The sequence below is a fragment of the Rouxiella silvae genome, assembly GCF_002093625.1.
Classification (GTDB): domain Bacteria; phylum Pseudomonadota; class Gammaproteobacteria; order Enterobacterales; family Enterobacteriaceae; genus Rouxiella; species Rouxiella silvae.
In genome coordinates this window covers 52,545-69,852 of the sequence record NZ_MRWD01000026.1, presented here as the reverse complement: position 1 = coordinate 69,852, position 17,308 = coordinate 52,545, and the positions used below count along the sequence as shown (strand labels likewise).

The window sequence follows — 17,308 nt, the reverse complement described above, 5'->3', positions numbered from 1 at the left end:
CCTCAATATTAAAAAATACTCACCTTAGTGTGATAAATAAGTTGCTCTATTTACATCTTATCCATAAAAATATTTCATCACAAAAGCTTAACTGACAGTGTTTTAATTTATGGATGCGCAGTGGTACTGTGTAGTGGTATAAGTTAGTATTCAATGTAAAGGCTTTTACTCATTAGCTCTGCAACAACAAAAATAATCGAGAAAATATACAGGGTATTATTTATAACTATTATTTCCCTGTATTAATTAGAGGGTGACTTTATGAATCAAGAGTGGTTTTCTGCCAAAGAACTGATTAATTTTACCGGACTCCCTTCAACAACACAGGGGGTTCATAATATGGCACGTCGCCAAAACTGGCTGAGGCGTCGTCGCTTTGGTGTCCAGGGACGTGGTGTGGAGTATCATGTTGAAAGTTTGCCGGTAAAAGCGGCCTCTAAATTGGCCTTGAATGAACAGTCTGCGGAATATTTGTACTCAACTTTCCAAGATCCTTTGGCAATTTGGATTGAAAGTTATAAGCAGTTGCGTGAGGAAGAGCGAAACATGATTATTAGCTTTATTGTCCGTGAGGGTATGACCGAAATGATAAATAGACTGAATGTTTCCGATTAAAGTATTTATTAAAGTTTTAATTAAGCGTTTTATCCTCCTTTTTTAATTGGCTGTTGATGTAAATGTGTCGTCTTATGTGTTAACTGTAGAGCATGCGGCAGAAGCACGTATAAATATTTGCTGTTATTTCTATGAGTTAAGACTAATAAAAGGAATGCCATGAAAAAGGAATGGTTTGCAGCGAAAGATCTCGTTGGAATTAATGGACTCCCGACCTCAACGCAGGGAATTCATGGAATGGCAAGAAGACAGGGATGGGAAAAACGACGCCGCATTGGTGTACAGGGAAGGGCAGTTGAATATCATATCGACAGCCTGCCCAATATGACGAAACCGGCGTTAATTATTCAGGAAAAATCAGCAGAATATTTGTGCGCGTCCTATCACGATCCCTTGCTCATATGGATTGAGAGCTATAAGCAACTTAATGAGGCAGAGCGCGAGCAGATCGTGTCTTTTATTGTCCGTGAAGGGATGACGGCGATGATTAAACGTATTTCACCCGGTGATGAAAGACCTCATTGATTAAGGCCGCCCATAACAGCGGCAGCCTCATTAGAACGGCCGATTTAGAAATCGCGCTTCACGGCTAAGTGAGCGAGGCCTTCCAGGGCCTGCCGGTAAGATGATTCTGGCAACACTTGCAGTGCCGCAATCGCCTTGTCAGCCTCTTCTTCAGCGCGTTGGCGCGTATAATCTAGCGAGCCCCATTGATGCATAGCCGCAAGCACAGGTTCCAGTAAGTGTCTGCCGTTACCCTGTTCGATAGCCTCGCGGATCATAGTTGATTGCTGAGGATCACCGTGCTTCATGGCATGCAGCAGCGGCAGAGTAGGTTTCCCCTCGTTGAGGTCATCGCCGGTATTTTTACCCAACGTGTCTCCATCGGCATCGTAATCGAGCAAATCGTCAATCAGCTGGAAGGCGGTGCCCAGATAGCGGCCATAGTCCTGCAGCGCGGTTATCTGCGCATCACTCCCTCCGGCAAGCATCGCGGATGCCTGTGCAGCCGCTTCGAAAAGACGCGCCGTTTTACTGTAGATAACTTGCATATAGCTATCTTCGGTAATGTCCGGATCGTTGCAGTTCATCAATTGCAGCACTTCACCTTCGGCAATCACGTTCACCGCTTTGGCCATTAATGCCAGCACAGGAAGTGATTCCAGGTCAGTCATCATCTGGAAGGCGCGAGTGTAGATGAAATCGCCAACCAGCACGCTGGCTGCATTTCCAAATGCAGCATTGGCGGTTGCTTTGCCACGACGCATATTTGACTCGTCCACAACATCATCATGCAACAGCGTTGCAGTGTGAATAAACTCTATCAGCGCAGCAACGGTCACATGCTTGTCACCGCCGTAGTTAAGAGCGCGTGCAGCAAGAACGGCAATCATCGGGCGAATTCGTTTACCACCACCGCTAATGATGTAATAGCCTAGTTGATTGATGAGCGTGACATCTGAGTTCAACTGTTCGAGAATTGCCGCATTAACTGCAGCCATATCCTGTTCGGTGAGGTCGGTAATCTGTTCTAGGTTCATTGTGATTTTTCGGCTGTATTTCTCTTCACCGCAATGAGAACGGGCTCACATTGGCACATGATGCAAACTGTAGCAGAGATTGTACTTGAAAAATGAGTGAGATAAACGAGTTCCAGTGAACTGCGCTTTTTTTCTTCTTTTCTAGTGATTGTGCTCTTGTCTTATGCTGATTTTTTGCGTAGAATTCGCGCCCTATTGTGAATATTTATAGCGCCCTCTGGACTATACAAAGTTGAGTGCGCGGAAAGCGGAGTTTTATATGTACGCGGTTTTCCAAAGTGGTGGTAAACAACACCGAGTAAGCGAAGGTCAAACTGTTCGCTTGGAAAAGCTGGACATCGCAACTGGTGAAACAATTGAGTTTGACCAAGTTCTGATGATCGCTAACGGTGAAGAAATCAACATCGGCTTGCCTTTAATTGCTGGCGGTGTGATCAAAGCAGAAGTTGTTGCTCACGGTCGTGGCGAGAAAATTAAGATCGTTAAGTTTCGTCGTCGTAAGCACTACCGTAAGCAGCAGGGCCACCGTCAGTGGTTCACTGATGTTAAAATCACCGGCATTAGCGCTTAAGATTAGGAGAGCGGAACTATGGCACACAAGAAGGCTGGCGGCTCCACCCGCAACGGTCGCGATTCAGAAGCTAAACGTCTGGGCGTAAAACGCTTTGGCGGCGAATCAGTTCTGGCAGGCAGCATCATCGTTCGCCAGCGCGGCACCAAATTCCACGCTGGTATCAACGTGGGTTGCGGTCGTGACCACACTCTGTTTGCTTTGACTGACGGTAAAGTCAAGTTCGAAGTTAAAGGCAAGGACAACCGTAAATTCATCAGCATCGAAGCTGCTTAATTTACCGTTCTCGTCTAGATAGATTGATGTAAGCCCCGCAATTAGTTGCGGGGCTTTTTACATTCTGTTGGCCAACACCGGCAAGAAAATGGACGTCAGGAAAACTGACTTCAACGCAGATTCTCATTTTGCTGTACACTTTATGTGCTATCGCACTGCTTCCTTTGGCGAAGCCTGAGACATTTTTTTACGCTGGCAAGTAGCCTGTCTTCTGTCCTGCGGTTTAACTGCCTTCATGGGCATTGCAGAGGCAATGTTGTCTGCAATCGTCCTGTGTATGCAACCAGGAACAGAACAAGACCTGATGGCTAATTCAAGCATCCGGGTGAATGATTTACGGAGACAGTTCAAATGAAGTTTGTAGATGAAGCGACGATCCTGGTCGTAGCAGGCGATGGCGGTAATGGTTGCGTCAGCTTCCGCCGCGAAAAATATATTCCACACGGCGGTCCTGACGGCGGTGACGGTGGTGACGGCGGCGACGTATTTTTGATCGCTGACGAAAACCTGAACACCCTGATCGACTACCGCTTTGTAAAATCTTTCCGTGCCGAGCGCGGCGAGAATGGCCAGAGCCGTGACTGTACTGGCAAACGCGGCAAAGATATTACCATTAAAATCCCCGTTGGTACTCGCGTACTGGACCAGGGAACCGGCGAAGTATTGGGTGACATGACACGTCATGGCCAGGTACAGCTGGTAGCCAAAGGTGGATGGCACGGTTTGGGTAACACCCGATTTAAATCGTCCGTTAACCGTTCTCCGCGCCAGAAAACCATGGGTACCAAAGGCGAACTGCGCGACCTTTCCCTGGAATTGATGCTGCTTGCCGACGTGGGTATGCTGGGTCTGCCAAACGCAGGCAAATCTACCTTCATTCGTGCTGTTTCTGCTGCGAAACCAAAAGTTGCCGATTATCCCTTTACCACCCTGGTTCCAAGCTTGGGCGTGGTGCGTATGGACAGCGAGCAGAGCTTTGTAGTGGCCGACATTCCGGGGTTGATAGAAGGCGCTTCCGACGGCGCTGGCCTGGGTATTCGCTTCCTCAAACACCTTGAGCGCTGCCGTGTACTGCTGCATCTTGTTGATATTGCGCCAATAGATGAGTCCGATCCGGTTGAAAATGCCAAAATCATCATCAATGAGTTGAAGCAGTACAACGAAAATCTGGCATCTAAACCACGTTGGTTAGTCTTCAACAAGATTGATGTGATTGGTCAGGAAGAAGCTGAGCGTCGTGCGAAAGAGATTGCGGAAGGTATGGGCTGGGAAGGCGATTACTTCCTTATTTCTGCCGCTAACCGCGACGGCGTTAACGCGCTGTGCTGGGAAGTGATGAAGTTCATCAACGCCAATCCTAAGCACATGTCCGTTGAAGCCGCCGTGCCAGAAAAAGTTGAATTCATGTGGGACGATTACCACCGTGAACAGCTGGCAGAAGTTGAAGAAGAAGACGACGATTGGGACGACTGGGATGATGAAGACGACGAAGGCGTAGAAATCATTTACGAGCGTTAATCACCTCGCAATACAGAACGTCATTCTTACGAAAGGTCGCATTTATTTATGCGACCTTTTTTATGCGTCATAGTCCGGATGTACAGAGGCGCCGTTTTGAGTAAAAGCCTGTTCGGGTAGCCAGCATTGTGCACTTAAGCCGCTGCTTTCGATTCGATTTTTAAGCTCAAGGCTTCCGCTGTGAAGATTAAGGATACGCAGGACAATATTCAGTCCTAATCCGCTGCCACCAAAGCGCTGATCTGCTCGTCTAAAGGCCTGAGTCAGCTCTCCTGACGTTTTCTCGTCAATCCCAGGCCCGCAGTCATCTACCTGCAATAAAACGCCCTGATTGCTTTGGGTGAGCGATATCGTGATATCACTGCCGTGTGGACTATAGCGATAAGCATTTTCAACCACGTTTCTGAGCATCAGGCGCAGAAGAACCGCATCGCCCTCCACCGGTGGTACCCCGTCGTGTTTGACTATCAACTGCTGCTGATGGCCTGCCAGCATTTCGCTGAGTTCCTCATGCAATGGCCGCACGACATCGTTGAGCAAATCTACTTTCTGATATTGGCCCTGAGCAAAATTCTGCCCGGCGCGAGAAAGCATTAAAAGCTGTTCTACTGTGTGCATCAACAGGTCGATACGGCCTATCAGCATGCTGCTGCCGTCAACGCCATTCTTCTCCATTAACTCAAGATGAAGGCGCAGTCCAGCCAGCGGCGTACGCAGCTCGTGCGCGGCGTCGGCAGTGAACAATCTCTCTTGAGCAATGGTTTTCGACAGTCTGGCAAAAAGCTGATTAAGCGCATTGGTTACTGACACCACCTCCTGAATTTCGCTATTCAACGGCAGCGGAGAAAGATTGTCAGCAGAGCGCGTTTCAAGACGGCGCTGCAACTGTTTGAGTGGCCTGATTATCCAGCTTATGGCCCAGAAGCTTAGCAGCAGTGTCACCGCCAGCATGGTTAACGACGGGGCGATCAGCGAGGCAATGGCTTCGGCAATCTCTTTTTCAACGTGGGCGTTGCGAACCTTGGCAGAAAGCGTGTCATTGACCAGTAAATTAATCTGCTCCTGGCTCTCGTGCCACAGCCAAAAAACGCTGATGAGTTGGGTGACAAATAAAATCAGGGCCAGCATCACCAACAGGCGGCGGCGCATGCTGGTCATTTTGGCGCGTCCAGGCGGTAACCGATGCCGCGTACGGTATGAATTAAATCTTTACCTAGCTTGCGACGCAGGTTGTGCATGTGAACTTCGAGAGTGTTTGAGCCAAGATCATCCTGCCAAGAGTAAAGATCCTGCTGCAGCAGCTCCCTATTCACCGTGTGTCCGGCACGCATGATAAGCCGCGACAGAATGGCGAACTCCTTGGGTGTTATCTCAACCAGCTGTTCTTGAAGATAAACTTGCTGAGAAGAGAGGTTGAGCGTCAGCGTCCCGACGGTGAGCAGATTATCGCTGTGACCCTGATAGCGGCGTATCAGGGCCCTGACGCGCGCCAGCAGTTCAACCAGGGCAAAAGGTTTTATCAGGTAGTCATCTGCACCGGCGTCGAGCCCGTCAACTCTGTCTTCGAGGGCGTCGCGCGCGGTCAGAATCAGCACCGGCAGCGAGATATTTTGACGCCGCCATTGGCGCAGCAGAGTCGCGCCGTCGGTGTCAGGCAGGCCGAGGTCGAGAATAATCAGGCTATACTGACTGCTTTGCAGCAGCGCGTTGGCCTCTGCTGCCGTTGACGCGCTGTCACTGGCGTAATTTTCGCCGTGTAACGCCAGTGTTAACCCCTGGCGCAGCAGCTCGTCATCCTCAACGATCAGTAATTTCATAATAAACTCAGATCCTCAGCCATTGATTCTTTAGTTATTTTGATAAATGTCTCGATACAGACGGCTCTCGAAACGAACTAAAGGTGCGCGACGTGTACGTTGATCCTCAGGCGGAACCGCATAGCCCGACAGGTATTGCACAAACGCCAAGCGTTGCCCGCTCGCGGTAGTAATAAAGCCTGCCAGGTTGTAAACGCCGGCCAGTGAACCGGTTTTAGCCGATACTTTGCCATCGACTCCGGCTTCATGTAGCCCACCGCGGTACTGTAGGGTTCCATCATGACCGGCCAGCGGCAGCATCGATATGAAATCAAGATCCTTGTCGTGCTCGGCGATAAATTGCAGCGCCTGCATCATGGTTTTAGGCGAGACCAAGTCATGGCGCGACAGGCCTGACCCATCAACCTGAATGGTATTTCCCAAATCAATGCCGGCTTTCTGGCGCAAAATTTGACGCACAGCGTCCGAACCGGCGCGCCATGTGCCAGGGACACCATATAGCTGATGGCCGATGGTGCGAAACACCGTGTCGGCAATCATGTTGTCTGACTTTTTCAGCATAGTGTGCAGCAGCTCGTGCAGCGGTGCAGACTGGGTTTGAGCCAGTATTGTTCCCGCCGGTGTAACGCGTGTTTGACGTTTTAATTGACCATCAATTTGGATATCAGCCTGTTTAAGCTCGTCTTTTAATATTTCCCCCGCGTAGGCCGCGCCGTCCTGAATGGCGAACGCCAGAGGCAGGGGCTCACTGCGTTGGGTTAAGCAACCGGTCAACGTAAAGCGGTTAAACTCACCGGGGACCACGTCAAGCTCACAGTACTGGGCATCGGGCGAGCCTTTAGCCAGCGTACGAACTTCACTGAACATTTGTACCGGGTAGTAGGACGCCACGCGAATAAACGCGTTCTCGTCCGGTTTAGCGGCGCTGTAAAGCGAAACCGAGAAGCAGTTGCGGTCAACAATGGCGGCGGCCGGCGGTGCGCTGAAGCACTGGGTGATGTCGTTCCACGGCCAACCAGGGGCTTTGTCATGGCTGGCAAAGACCGAGGTATCGATGACCACGTCACCGCTTATTTCTTTGACGCCCTGTTTTTTCAACACGGCGACCATATTGCGAATATTCTGACGTTTAAACGTGGGATCGCCATCAAAACGAGCGACTAAATCACCACGAAGTACGCCCCCGCTAATACTGCCCTTAGTCTCAAAGGTGGTATTAAAGCGGAAATCCGGCCCCAGTTGCAGCAGGGCGGCTAATGCGGTAAATATCTTCATAGTACTGGCAGGCAGGGCCATTTGGTCGCCGTGGTAGTCGAGTACCGGCGTGGTTGCCCCAATCTTCTTTACCAATACCGACAGGTTGGTGCCTTCTGGCAGGTACTGGGTATAGTTTTCTACCTGTACGGCGTTTGCATTAAAAGCAATCGCGCAGGCTAATCCACTGACAATTCGTAAAAAACGCATTATTTTGAGTATAGGCTCTGGATAACTACAGGATGACGTGGTGCCATACTACGATGCAACGAACGGGGGTGCAACGTGGGTGAAAGTAAACAATGATCCCAAAGGAACTCTAGGCTAAAATACCACTCAAAATGAAAAACCAATCCTGGCTTGGAGTTTACTCCGGGTGAGGTTTTTTTTGTTTTTCGCCAGAGCGAGTTGGCCCTAAGGGCTTGATTTCTACCTGATAAATTCAGGACGGTGTTTTACCGAAAGGACAAAGTTAGAGGTAGTGAAAATATGAAACCGATTCCGATGACATTGCGTGGCGCTGAAAGATTACGTGAAGAACTCGACCACCTTAAAGGCGTTCGTCGACCTAAAATTATTGCTGATATTGCCACCGCGCGTGAGCATGGCGATTTGAAAGAGAATGCCGAATACCACGCCGCGCGTGAGCAGCAGGGGTTCTGTGAAGGCCGTATTCAAGAAATTGAAGCCAAGCTGTCAAATGCACAAGTCATTGATATCATGAAAATGCCTGCTACAGGGCGTGTCATCTTCGGGGCAACAGTGTCCCTGATGAATCTTGATACTGACGAGGAGCAGACCTACCGCATCGTAGGCGATGACGAAGCTGACTTTAAGCAGAACCTGATTTCTGTGAACTCGCCGATTGCTCGTGGCCTGATTGGCAAAGAGCAGGACGACGTGGTGGTGATCAAAACGCCGGGCGGCGACGTCGAGTTCGAAGTATTGAAAGTAGAATATATTTAATTTATTCGTTGGGCGGTGGTTTTTGTGAGGGTTGCCGCTCTTTTTAGCGTCGATTTTGACGTTAAAATGAAAAAGGCCCGAAAGGGCCTTTTGTAAAACCACGTATAGATAGCAACTTTTCGTTAAATCCAAAGCGCTTTTCGTTAAACTCTTAAAAGTTAACGCGGTAAGATAATTTTGCGGTCTTCAGTAGAAGGGCGATACAGTACCAGCATATTGCCGATGACTTGTACGTTGTTCGCCTTGGTTTCCCGCACAATTGCGTCTACGATCAACGTCTTGGTCTCACGCTCTTCGGCGGCAATTTTCACCTTGATGAGCTCATGATGTTGCAGCGCCTGTTCGATTTCGGCAAGTACGCCTTCTGTGAGGCCGTTATTACCTAGCATGACGACCGGTTTTAACGGATGTGCCAAGCCTTTCAGGTACTGTTTTTGTTTGTTGTTAAGATTCATCGTCTTTTTTTACTTAAGTTGGGATTGAAAACGGGGCATTCTACCGCCATCTCATCTATATCACCAACTCGGTATGTAACCGAGTGATGTGCCAAGACGACTTAGCCATAGACTAAACGACGCTAAGAGCTTGTTGTTAAGGCTCTACTCAGGGTAGTTTGAAAACTATATGGTTACTAAATAATGTCTAATAAAAAGCGTTCTGCAAGTTCCAGTCGCTGGTTGCAGGAACACTTTAGCGATAAATATGTGATAGCAGCACAGAAAAAAGGGCTGCGTTCCCGTGCCTGGTTTAAACTTGATGAAATACAGCAAGGCGACAAGCTGTTTAAACCGGGTATGACCGTGGTTGACTTAGGTGCAGCTCCGGGTGGATGGTCACAGTACGTCGTAACGCAGATTGGCAATAAAGGGCGAATTATCGCTTTGGATCTTTTACCGATGGATCCCATCGTGGGAGTCGATTTCCTTCAAGGCGATTTTCGTGATGAACTGGTTCTTAAAGCCCTGCTCGAGAGAGTAGGAGAAAGCAAGGTTCAGGTGGTCATGTCCGATATGGCCCCGAATATGAGTGGTACTCCGGCAGTCGATATACCAAAATCGATGTATCTGGTTGAGTTAGCGCTGGATATGTGTCGTGATGTACTCGCACCAGGCGGAAGTTTCCTGGTGAAGGTGTTCCAGGGAGATGGTTTTGATGAATACCTACGGGAAATTCGCTCCCTGTTTACGAAGGTTAAGATTCGTAAGCCAGACGCTTCCCGAGCTCGTTCCCGAGAAGTGTACATCGTAGCGACAGGGCGAAAACTGTAGTTCCCTAACGCTGTTTGTTAACACAGTTGTAATATGAGGTTAATCCCTTGAGTGACATGGCGAAGAACCTGATTCTCTGGTTAGTCATCGCGGTTGTATTGATGTCTGTATTTCAGAGCTTTGGGCCCAGCGAGTCTAATGGCCGTAGGGTAGATTATTCTACCTTCATGTCCGAATTGACCCAAGACCAGATTCGTGAAGCGCGTATCAATGGACGTGAGATTAACGTTACCAAGAAAGACAGTAACAAATACACGACCTATATCCCTGTCAACGATCCTAAATTACTGGATACCTTGTTGACGAAGAATGTGAAAGTTGTTGGTGAGCCGCCTGAAGAGCCGAGCCTGCTGGCATCTATCTTTATTTCCTGGTTCCCAATGCTGTTGCTAATAGGGGTCTGGATCTTCTTTATGCGGCAAATGCAGGGCGGCGGTGGCAAGGGCGCGATGTCCTTTGGCAAAAGCAAAGCCCGCATGCTCACGGAAGATCAAATCAAGACCACTTTTGCCGACGTTGCAGGCTGTGACGAAGCCAAGGAAGAGGTGAGCGAGCTGGTAGATTACCTGCGCGAACCAAGCCGTTTCCAGAAACTGGGCGGTAAAATTCCTAAAGGCGTGCTGATGGTGGGCCCGCCGGGTACCGGTAAAACCTTGCTGGCGAAAGCCATTGCCGGTGAAGCAAAGGTGCCATTCTTTACTATTTCAGGTTCTGACTTTGTTGAAATGTTTGTGGGTGTGGGCGCATCTCGTGTGCGTGACATGTTCGAACAGGCCAAGAAAGCGGCACCATGCATCATCTTTATCGATGAAATCGATGCCGTGGGTCGCCAACGCGGTGCCGGTTTAGGCGGTGGTCACGACGAACGTGAACAGACCCTGAACCAGATGCTGGTTGAGATGGACGGTTTCGAAGGTAACGAAGGTATTATTGTTATCGCCGCAACTAACCGCCCAGACGTGCTTGACCCGGCGCTGCTGCGTCCAGGTCGCTTTGACCGTCAGGTAGTGGTTGGCTTGCCGGATGTGCGCGGGCGTGAGCAGATCCTTAAAGTTCACATGCGTCGTGTTCCCCTGTCTCCAGATATTGATGCAGCGGTAATTGCGCGTGGTACTCCAGGATTCTCGGGTGCTGACCTGGCTAACTTGGTCAACGAAGCCGCTCTGTTCTCTGCACGTGGTAACAAGCGTGTCGTGTCGATGGTTGAGTTCGAAAAAGCCAAAGACAAAATCATGATGGGTGCAGAACGTCGCTCCATGGTGATGACAGAAGCGCAAAAAGAATCGACTGCCTACCACGAAGCGGGCCATGCAATCATTGGCTGGTTACTGAAAGACAAGGGGCACGACCCTGTTCATAAAGTAACGATTATCCCTCGTGGTCGCGCACTGGGTGTGACGTTCTTCCTGCCGGAAGGCGACGCAATCAGCGCGAGCCGTGAAAAACTTGAAAGTCAGATCTCCACGCTTTACGGCGGTCGTCTGGCGGAAGAGATTATCTACGGTGCGGGTAAAGTTTCTACCGGTGCATCTAACGACATTAAAGTGGCTACCTCGATTGCCCGCAACATGGTCACTCAGTGGGGCTTCTCCGAGAAACTGGGTCCACTTCTGTACGCAGAAGAAGAGGGCGAGGTATTCTTGGGTCGTTCAGTAGCGAAAGCCAAGCACATGTCCGATGAAACCGCGCGTATTATCGACCAGGAAGTTAAGTCCTTAATCGAAGTCAACTATAAGCGTGCTCGTGAAATTCTGGATGCCAATATGGATATCCTGCATAACATGACAAAAGCGCTGATGACGTATGAAACCATCGATGCTCCACAGATCGACGATCTGATGTTGCGTAAAGATGTGGTTCGTCCGCCAGCAGGTTGGGATGCTGCAAGCAGCACCGGTTCAGACGACAACAACGGTACGCCTAAAGCGCCAACGCCTGTCGATGAGCCACGTACGCCTAATCCAGGCAATACGATGTGCGAGCAATTCAGCGGCAAGTAAGTTGCTGATTGCAGGCTTTGCTTCAACAGTCTGTAGTGACTAAAATAAAACCCCGGCTTAGACCGGGGTTTTTTACATATTGAGCCCATAAGAAGCATTACAGGAACACAACCATGCAGCTCACCGCGAACGGCAGCACCCTCAATCTCACCTTTCCTCAAGTTATGGGAATACTCAACGTCACTCCCGACTCGTTTTCCGACGGCGGTCGCCATAACAATCTTGATTTGGCGATAAAGCACGCCCATGAAATGATCGATGCGGGAGCCACTATCCTGGACATTGGCGGTGAGTCTACACGACCCGGTGCGGCCGAAGTCAGTGATGATGAAGAGCTTTCACGGGTTGTGCCGGTGGTTGAGGCGCTTGCTCGCCGTTTTGACGTGTGGCTGTCGGTCGATACCTCTAAGGCCTCAGTCATTCGCGAATCTGCCGCGGCTGGCGTGCATTTGATTAACGATATTCGCTCGCTTCAAGAACCCGGTGCGATGCAGGCTGCGGCGGCGACGGGGCTTCCAGTTTGCCTGATGCATATGCAGGGTGACCCAAAAACAATGCAGCAGTCGCCGCATTACGACGATTTGATCGCTGAAGTTGATGGCTATTTTGTGCAACATATTGCCCAGTGCCTTGAGGCGGGAATAGCGAAAGATAAATTGTTGCTCGACCCTGGGTTCGGTTTCGGTAAGAATTTACACCACAACTATGAATTACTGGCCAGACTGGCCGAATTTCACCATTTTGGGTTACCGCTACTCGTCGGCATGTCGAGAAAATCGATGATTGGCCAGCTGTTGCACGTTTCCCCTGAACAAAGAGTGGCAGGAAGCATTGCCTGCGCGGTGATTGCCGCCATGCAGGGTGCGCAGATTGTCAGAGTCCATGACGTTAAAGAAACGGTGCAGGCCATGCGTATCGTCGAAGCAACACTTTCAGCTAAGAAGGGATGAAAAATAAATTATGAGCGACCGTAAATACTTTGGTACAGACGGCATACGCGGCAAGGTTGGCGATACCCCGATCACGCCTGATTTTGTACTAAAGCTCGGTTGGGCTGCGGGCAAAGTACTGGCTCGTCACAGCTTCGGCAAAGTGATCATTGGTAAAGATACGCGTATTTCAGGCTATATGCTGGAGTCTGCTCTTGAGGCAGGGCTTGCTGCCGCGGGGCTTTCAGCCTCATTCACCGGCCCAATGCCAACGCCGGCGATTGCTTATCTGACCCGAACCTTCCGCGCCGAGGCCGGAATTGTCATTTCTGCTTCCCACAATCCGTATTACGACAATGGGATTAAATTTTTCTCGACCGACGGAACAAAGCTGCCGGATCACGTAGAAGAAGCCATCGAAGCCGAGATGGAAAAACCGTTGACCTGTGTTGAGTCTGCCGAGTTAGGTAAAGCCAGCCGTATTGTTGATGCTGCAGGCCGCTACATCGAATTTTGTAAAGGCACTTTTCCGGCCGAGCTTAGCCTAAGCGGGTTAAAAATTGTTGTCGACTGTGCCAACGGCGCCACCTATCACATTGCACCCAGCGTCATGCGTGAACTGGGTGCCAAAGTGATTGCTATCGGCTGCGAGCCAGACGGTATGAACATCAATGAAGGCTGCGGCGCTACCGACGTAGCGTTATTACAGCAGCGCGTGCTTGAAGAAAAGGCCGACTTGGGCCTGGCTTTTGACGGCGACGGCGACCGCATCATCATGGTCGACCATGAAGGAAACAAGGTTGATGGCGACCAGATCCTCTACATCATTGCTCGTGAAGGCCTACGTCAGGGCCAACTGCGCGGCGGTGTTGTCGGCACGCTGATGAGCAATATGGGCCTTGAATTGGCGCTTAAACAGCTGGGGATCCCTTTTGCACGTGCTAAAGTGGGTGACCGTTACGTGCTTGAAAAATTGCAGGAAAAAGGCTGGCGCATCGGTGCTGAAAACTCAGGTCACGTAATTTTGCTAGACAAAACCACGACCGGCGACGGTATCGTAGCCGGTTTGCAAGTGCTCACTGCAATGGTGCGTAATCATATGACCTTGCACGACCTGTGCAGCGGCATGAAACTGCTGCCGCAGATTCTGGTTAACGTGCGCTTCTCCGGAGAGAGTGACCCGCTGGAAGACGCTAACGTTAAAAGCATCACCGCAGATGTTGAAAAACAGTTGGCGGGCAAAGGACGCGTGCTGTTGCGTAAATCCGGCACTGAGCCACTGATCCGCGTGATGGTCGAAGGCGAAGATGCTGCATTGGTTGAAAAACTGGCCAATCGCATCGCCGACGCCGTAAAAGCTGTTTGATTGACTGACAGGGCAACATCGGCAAAGGTGTTGCCATGTCATTGCAATGATACGAAAATATTGCTCGCAATTGCTTATCTTATCGCCATTTTGGCGGTAAAATAGCAGTATTTGGCGCTTTTTTCTGCAATTGAACAATTAGCTGAAAATTGCCCTTGCACGAGCATAACGCTTTGGTTAGTATTCACACCCGCTTCAGTAGGTCCTTGAAGGTCTACGGCTAATCATAGTAAGAAGCTGGTGAGAAGCAATTAGCACGCGGTGAACCCGCAAGGATACAGGTACAACTATGTACGATGCTCTTCTGGTGATTTTCCTTATCGTGGCAATCGGCCTTGTCGGTCTGGTTATGCTGCAACAAGGTAAAGGTGCAGATATGGGAGCCTCTTTCGGAGCAGGTGCGTCAGGCACGTTGTTCGGTTCGAGCGGTTCCGGTAACTTTATGACCCGCATGACGGCTATTTTGGCGGCGCTGTTCTTCGTCATTAGTTTGATCTTGGGGAACATGAGCACCAATAAAAGCCAAAAAGGCAGCGAGTGGGAAAATCTGGGTCAGCCAGTTAAATCTGAGCAGACTACTGCACCGGCAGCTCCGACAGGCCCAAGCAGCGATATTCCTAAGTAAGTTGTCGTTCAGTATCAGCAGCAAACATTGACGCCAGCGTCAGTGGAGAAGTAAAAAGTTTCTAACAATGGCAATTACTTGGACAGTAAGTGCGATTGGGAAAAAAAGAGTGCCGAGGTGGTGGAATTGGTAGACACGCTACCTTGAGGTGGTAGTGCCCGAATGGGCTTACGGGTTCAAGTCCCGTCCTCGGTACCAATCTTTTGATAACTTGCATTCTTGCGGTTATCAGCGTAGTATTTTGCGGCATCAAGTCGCGACAATATGTACGCGTTACGTTGTTTTCGGACGCGGGGTGGAGCAGCCTGGTAGCTCGTCGGGCTCATAACCCGAAGGTCGTCGGTTCAAATCCGGCCCCCGCAACCACTTTCCTCAAGTATTTGTTTTCAAATATACTGCTAGTATCTCCCTGGTGCTTCCGAGTATCCATTTGAAAAAAATCCTTTTGAAAGTGAGCCGAAGCCGCCTTGCGGCGAATAGGGTCCAGTTGCATAAAGCCCCGATTTATCGGGGTTTTTTGTTATTTGGCAACAGAATCACTGGGCTATTAGGCCCTTTTTTTATGTCTTGGGGGTGGACTTGTCCACATTAGAACAAAAATTAACAGAGATGATTTCAGCGCCGGTCGAAGCATTAGGTTTCGAGCTGGTAGGTATTGAGTTCGTTCGAGCTCGCCAATCGACACTACGCATCTATATTGATAGTGAAGACGGGATCAACGTTGATGATTGTGCTGATGTCAGCCACCAGGTTAGCGCTGTACTCGAAGTAGAAGACCCGATTACCGTTGCCTACAATCTGGAAGTTTCCTCCCCGGGCCTCGACCGCCCTATGTTCACCGCCGCTCATTATCAACGTTTCCTCGGTGATGAAGTCAGCGTGGTATTGCGTATGGCAATGCAGAACCGCCGCAAATGGCAGGGAATAATCAAGGCTGTCGAAGGCGAAATGATCACGGTTACGGTGGATGGTAAAGACGAAGTGTTCGCACTGAGCAACATCCAGAAGGCGAACCTGGTACCCCACTTTTAAAGTTAGGATGAGGCAACGAGGATGAATAAAGAAATTCTGGCTGTTGTAGAAGCAGTTTCGAATGAAAAGTCCCTTCCGCGCGAGAAAATTTTTGAAGCGCTGGAAACTGCATTGTCGACAGCGACCAAGAAAAAGTACGAGCAGGAAATCGAAGTTCGCGTCACCATTGACCGTAAAACCGGCGACTTTGACACCTTCCGCCGCTGGGTAGCTGTAAATGAAGTTACCCAACCGACGCGCGAAATTACGCTTGAAGCTGCTCAATACGAAGATCCTTCCATTGAATTGGGCGACTACGTCGAAGATCAAATCGAATCCGTCACCTTTGACCGTATCACCACGCAGACTGCAAAACAGGTTATCGTACAGAAAGTACGTGAAGCTGAACGTGCAATGGTGGTTGACGCGTTCCGTGAACAGGAAGGCGAGATCGTTACCGGCGTGGTTAAAAAAGTTAACCGTGACAGCATTGCCCTGGATTTGGGTAGCAACGCTGAAGCCGTGATCCTTCGTGAAGACATGTTGCCACGCGAGAACTTCCGTTCAGGTGACCGTATTCGCGGCGTACTTTACGCTGTGCGCCCTGAAGCTCGCGGTGCTCAACTGTTTGTTAGCCGTTCACGTAACGAGATGCTGGTTGAACTGTTCCGCATCGAAGTACCAGAAATCGGCGAAGAACTTATTGAAATCAAAGCCGCCGCCCGCGATCCGGGTTCACGTGCCAAGATTGCAGTAAAAACTAACGATAAGCGTATCGACCCTGTTGGTGCTTGTGTCGGTATGCGCGGTGCGCGCGTTCAGGCCGTTTCCAGTGAACTGGGCGGTGAACGTATCGATATCATCCTTTGGGATGATAATCCTGCGCAATTCGTTATCAACGCTATGGCGCCGGCAGACGTCGCGTCAATCGTTGTTGATGAAGACAAGTGCACCATGGATATCGCCGTTGAAGCCAGCAACCTGGCACAGGCGATTGGCCGTAATGGCCAAAACGTACGTTTAGCTTCTCAACTGTTGAAACAGCATCGTGGTGACGACAAGTGGGAACTGAACGTGATGACGGCAGACGACCTGCAGGCCAAACATCAGGCCGAGGCGCATGCTGCAATTGAGACCTTCACAAAATACTTGGCAATCGACGAAGATTTCGCGACTGTTCTGGTTGAAGAAGGTTTCTCTACCCTCGAAGAGTTGGCCTACGTGCCGGTGAACGAGTTGTTAGAAATCGATGGTCTGGACGAAGACACGGTAGATGCGCTGCGCGAACGTGCGAAAGAAGCGCTGACCACCCTGGCCCTTGCACAGGAAGAAAGTCTCGGTGACAACAAGCCTGCTGAGGACCTGCTGAATCTTGCAGGTTTGGAACGCAGCATGGCGTTTAAACTGGCAGCAATCGGTGTTTGCACGCTGGAAGATCTTGCCGAGCAGGGTGTCGACGATCTGGCAGATATTGAAGGTCTAAATGACGAGCAGGCTGGTGAATTAATCATGGCCGCACGTAATATCTGTTGGTTTGGCGACAATGCGTAA

18 protein-coding genes, 2 tRNA genes and 1 pseudogene are annotated in these 17,308 nt (G+C 49.9%); 16 read left to right on the top strand and 5 right to left on the bottom strand.

Annotation, left to right across the window (positions count from 1 at the left end; genetic code table 11):
• The first annotated feature begins 261 nt into the window (after positions 1-261).
• Together BS639_RS12375 and BS639_RS12370 are read left to right on the top strand one after the other, a co-directional pair.
• Positions 262-615 carry a DNA-binding protein gene (locus BS639_RS12375; RefSeq protein ID WP_084983211.1) on the top strand — a complete coding sequence of 118 codons (354 nt, stop codon included), beginning with the start codon at positions 262-264 and terminating at the stop codon, positions 613-615.
• A gap of 159 nt (positions 616-774) precedes the next feature.
• The gene (locus BS639_RS12370) at positions 775-1,140 is read left to right on the top strand and encodes a DNA-binding protein (protein WP_084983210.1); all 366 of its coding nucleotides are present in this window, start codon (positions 775-777) and stop codon (positions 1,138-1,140) included.
• A gap of 44 nt (positions 1,141-1,184) precedes the next feature.
• Here BS639_RS12370 and ispB read toward each other — a convergent pair whose 3' ends face one another.
• Positions 1,185-2,156, bottom strand: a complete 972-nt coding sequence (gene ispB / locus BS639_RS12365) for an octaprenyl diphosphate synthase (protein WP_055782439.1) — start codon at positions 2,154-2,156, stop codon at positions 1,185-1,187.
• Positions 2,157-2,415: 259 nt separating this feature from the next.
• Between ispB and rplU the strand changes: the two genes are divergently transcribed.
• The 4 genes and pseudogenes from rplU (at position 2,416) to cgtA (ending at position 4,521) form a co-directional block, all read left to right on the top strand.
• A complete protein-coding gene (gene rplU / locus BS639_RS12360) occupies positions 2,416-2,727 on the top strand; it encodes a 50S ribosomal protein L21 (protein WP_009636772.1) in 312 nt (103 codons plus the stop codon).
• 18 nt (positions 2,728-2,745) lie between these two features.
• Positions 2,746-3,003 carry a 50S ribosomal protein L27 gene (rpmA, locus tag BS639_RS12355; RefSeq protein ID WP_055782444.1) on the top strand — a complete coding sequence of 86 codons (258 nt, stop codon included), beginning with the start codon at positions 2,746-2,748 and terminating at the stop codon, positions 3,001-3,003.
• 80 nt (positions 3,004-3,083) lie between these two features.
• A pseudogene (locus tag BS639_RS25290) lies at positions 3,084-3,259 on the top strand (EamA family transporter); the annotation flags it as partial.
• 95 nt (positions 3,260-3,354) lie between these two features.
• A complete protein-coding gene (gene cgtA / locus BS639_RS12350; protein WP_084983209.1) occupies positions 3,355-4,521 on the top strand; it encodes an Obg family GTPase CgtA in 1,167 nt (388 codons plus the stop codon).
• 60 nt (positions 4,522-4,581) lie between these two features.
• On the opposite strand, the gene pmrB is transcribed toward cgtA, so the two are convergent.
• From pmrB to dacB, 3 genes are read right to left on the bottom strand one after another with little or no spacing between them, the layout of a single operon-like run.
• Positions 4,582-5,679: a two-component system sensor histidine kinase PmrB gene (gene pmrB / locus BS639_RS12345; RefSeq protein ID WP_084983208.1), complete on the bottom strand. Its 1,098-nt coding sequence runs from the start codon at positions 5,677-5,679 to the stop codon at positions 4,582-4,584.
• Positions 5,676-6,338, bottom strand: coding sequence for a two-component system response regulator PmrA (gene pmrA / locus BS639_RS12340; protein ID WP_055782453.1), 663 nt, complete (start codon positions 6,336-6,338; stop codon positions 5,676-5,678). The genes pmrB and pmrA overlap by 4 nt, the downstream gene beginning before the upstream one ends.
• Positions 6,339-6,368: 30 nt before the next feature.
• A complete protein-coding gene (gene dacB, locus BS639_RS12335) occupies positions 6,369-7,802 on the bottom strand; it encodes a serine-type D-Ala-D-Ala carboxypeptidase (protein WP_055782456.1) in 1,434 nt (477 codons plus the stop codon).
• Positions 7,803-8,081: 279 nt separating this feature from the next.
• Here dacB and greA point away from each other — a divergent pair, with 279 nt between their 5' ends.
• Positions 8,082-8,558 (top strand): transcription elongation factor GreA, encoded by a 477-nt coding sequence (gene greA / locus BS639_RS12330; RefSeq protein ID WP_055782459.1) that lies wholly within the window; start codon positions 8,082-8,084, stop codon positions 8,556-8,558.
• Positions 8,559-8,716: 158 nt separating this feature from the next.
• Here greA and yhbY read toward each other — a convergent pair whose 3' ends face one another.
• Positions 8,717-9,013 carry a ribosome assembly RNA-binding protein YhbY gene (gene yhbY / locus BS639_RS12325; RefSeq protein WP_055782462.1) on the bottom strand — a complete coding sequence of 99 codons (297 nt, stop codon included), beginning with the start codon at positions 9,011-9,013 and terminating at the stop codon, positions 8,717-8,719.
• Between the two features lie 183 nt (positions 9,014-9,196).
• Here yhbY and rlmE point away from each other — a divergent pair, with 183 nt between their 5' ends.
• From rlmE to nusA, 9 genes are all read left to right on the top strand, one after another.
• Positions 9,197-9,826 carry a 23S rRNA (uridine(2552)-2'-O)-methyltransferase RlmE gene (gene rlmE, locus BS639_RS12320; protein WP_055782465.1) on the top strand — a complete coding sequence of 210 codons (630 nt, stop codon included), beginning with the start codon at positions 9,197-9,199 and terminating at the stop codon, positions 9,824-9,826.
• Positions 9,827-9,882: 56 nt separating this feature from the next.
• Positions 9,883-11,826: an ATP-dependent zinc metalloprotease FtsH gene (ftsH, locus tag BS639_RS12315; protein WP_055782468.1), complete on the top strand. Its 1,944-nt coding sequence runs from the start codon at positions 9,883-9,885 to the stop codon at positions 11,824-11,826.
• A 113-nt stretch (positions 11,827-11,939) separates the two neighbouring features.
• Positions 11,940-12,776 (top strand): dihydropteroate synthase, encoded by an 837-nt coding sequence (gene folP, locus BS639_RS12310; protein ID WP_055782471.1) that lies wholly within the window; start codon positions 11,940-11,942, stop codon positions 12,774-12,776.
• Positions 12,777-12,786: 10 nt separating this feature from the next.
• Positions 12,787-14,121, top strand: coding sequence for a phosphoglucosamine mutase (glmM, locus tag BS639_RS12305; protein WP_084983207.1), 1,335 nt, complete (start codon positions 12,787-12,789; stop codon positions 14,119-14,121).
• A gap of 289 nt (positions 14,122-14,410) precedes the next feature.
• Positions 14,411-14,746, top strand: a complete 336-nt coding sequence (gene secG / locus BS639_RS12300; protein WP_045049016.1) for a preprotein translocase subunit SecG — start codon at positions 14,411-14,413, stop codon at positions 14,744-14,746.
• Positions 14,747-14,857: 111 nt separating this feature from the next.
• Positions 14,858-14,944 (top strand) — tRNA-Leu (locus tag BS639_RS12295).
• A 91-nt stretch (positions 14,945-15,035) separates the two neighbouring features.
• A tRNA-Met gene (locus BS639_RS12290) sits at positions 15,036-15,112 on the top strand.
• A gap of 213 nt (positions 15,113-15,325) precedes the next feature.
• Positions 15,326-15,778, top strand: coding sequence for a ribosome maturation factor RimP (gene rimP / locus BS639_RS12285; RefSeq protein ID WP_139804091.1), 453 nt, complete (start codon positions 15,326-15,328; stop codon positions 15,776-15,778).
• A gap of 21 nt (positions 15,779-15,799) precedes the next feature.
• A complete protein-coding gene (gene nusA / locus BS639_RS12280) occupies positions 15,800-17,308 on the top strand; it encodes a transcription termination factor NusA (RefSeq protein WP_055782480.1) in 1,509 nt (502 codons plus the stop codon).

What these genes read in the sequence shown, in the direction of transcription:
- rplU (WP_009636772.1), top strand. Translation starts at nt 2,416, where the DNA reads ATGTACGCGGTTTTCCAAAGTGGTGGTAAACAACACCGAGTAAGCGAA.
- rpmA (WP_055782444.1), top strand. Translation starts at nt 2,746, where the DNA reads ATGGCACACAAGAAGGCTGGCGGCTCCACCCGCAACGGTCGCGATTCA.
- cgtA (WP_084983209.1), top strand. Translation starts at nt 3,355, where the DNA reads ATGAAGTTTGTAGATGAAGCGACGATCCTGGTCGTAGCAGGCGATGGC.
- rlmE (WP_055782465.1), top strand. Translation starts at nt 9,197, where the DNA reads ATGTCTAATAAAAAGCGTTCTGCAAGTTCCAGTCGCTGGTTGCAGGAA.
- nusA (WP_055782480.1), top strand. Translation starts at nt 15,800, where the DNA reads ATGAATAAAGAAATTCTGGCTGTTGTAGAAGCAGTTTCGAATGAAAAG.
- BS639_RS12375 (WP_084983211.1), top strand. Translation starts at nt 262, where the DNA reads ATGAATCAAGAGTGGTTTTCTGCCAAAGAACTGATTAATTTTACCGGA.
- BS639_RS12370 (WP_084983210.1), top strand. Translation starts at nt 775, where the DNA reads ATGAAAAAGGAATGGTTTGCAGCGAAAGATCTCGTTGGAATTAATGGA.
- glmM (WP_084983207.1), top strand. Translation starts at nt 12,787, where the DNA reads ATGAGCGACCGTAAATACTTTGGTACAGACGGCATACGCGGCAAGGTT.
- pmrA (WP_055782453.1), bottom strand. Translation starts at nt 6,338, where the DNA reads ATGAAATTACTGATCGTTGAGGATGACGAGCTGCTGCGCCAGGGGTTA.
- secG (WP_045049016.1), top strand. Translation starts at nt 14,411, where the DNA reads ATGTACGATGCTCTTCTGGTGATTTTCCTTATCGTGGCAATCGGCCTT.
- ispB (WP_055782439.1), bottom strand. Translation starts at nt 2,156, where the DNA reads ATGAACCTAGAACAGATTACCGACCTCACCGAACAGGATATGGCTGCA.
- folP (WP_055782471.1), top strand. Translation starts at nt 11,940, where the DNA reads ATGCAGCTCACCGCGAACGGCAGCACCCTCAATCTCACCTTTCCTCAA.
- pmrB (WP_084983208.1), bottom strand. Translation starts at nt 5,679, where the DNA reads ATGACCAGCATGCGCCGCCGCCTGTTGGTGATGCTGGCCCTGATTTTA.
- ftsH (WP_055782468.1), top strand. Translation starts at nt 9,883, where the DNA reads ATGGCGAAGAACCTGATTCTCTGGTTAGTCATCGCGGTTGTATTGATG.
- yhbY (WP_055782462.1), bottom strand. Translation starts at nt 9,013, where the DNA reads ATGAATCTTAACAACAAACAAAAACAGTACCTGAAAGGCTTGGCACAT.
- dacB (WP_055782456.1), bottom strand. Translation starts at nt 7,802, where the DNA reads ATGCGTTTTTTACGAATTGTCAGTGGATTAGCCTGCGCGATTGCTTTT.
- greA (WP_055782459.1), top strand. Translation starts at nt 8,082, where the DNA reads ATGAAACCGATTCCGATGACATTGCGTGGCGCTGAAAGATTACGTGAA.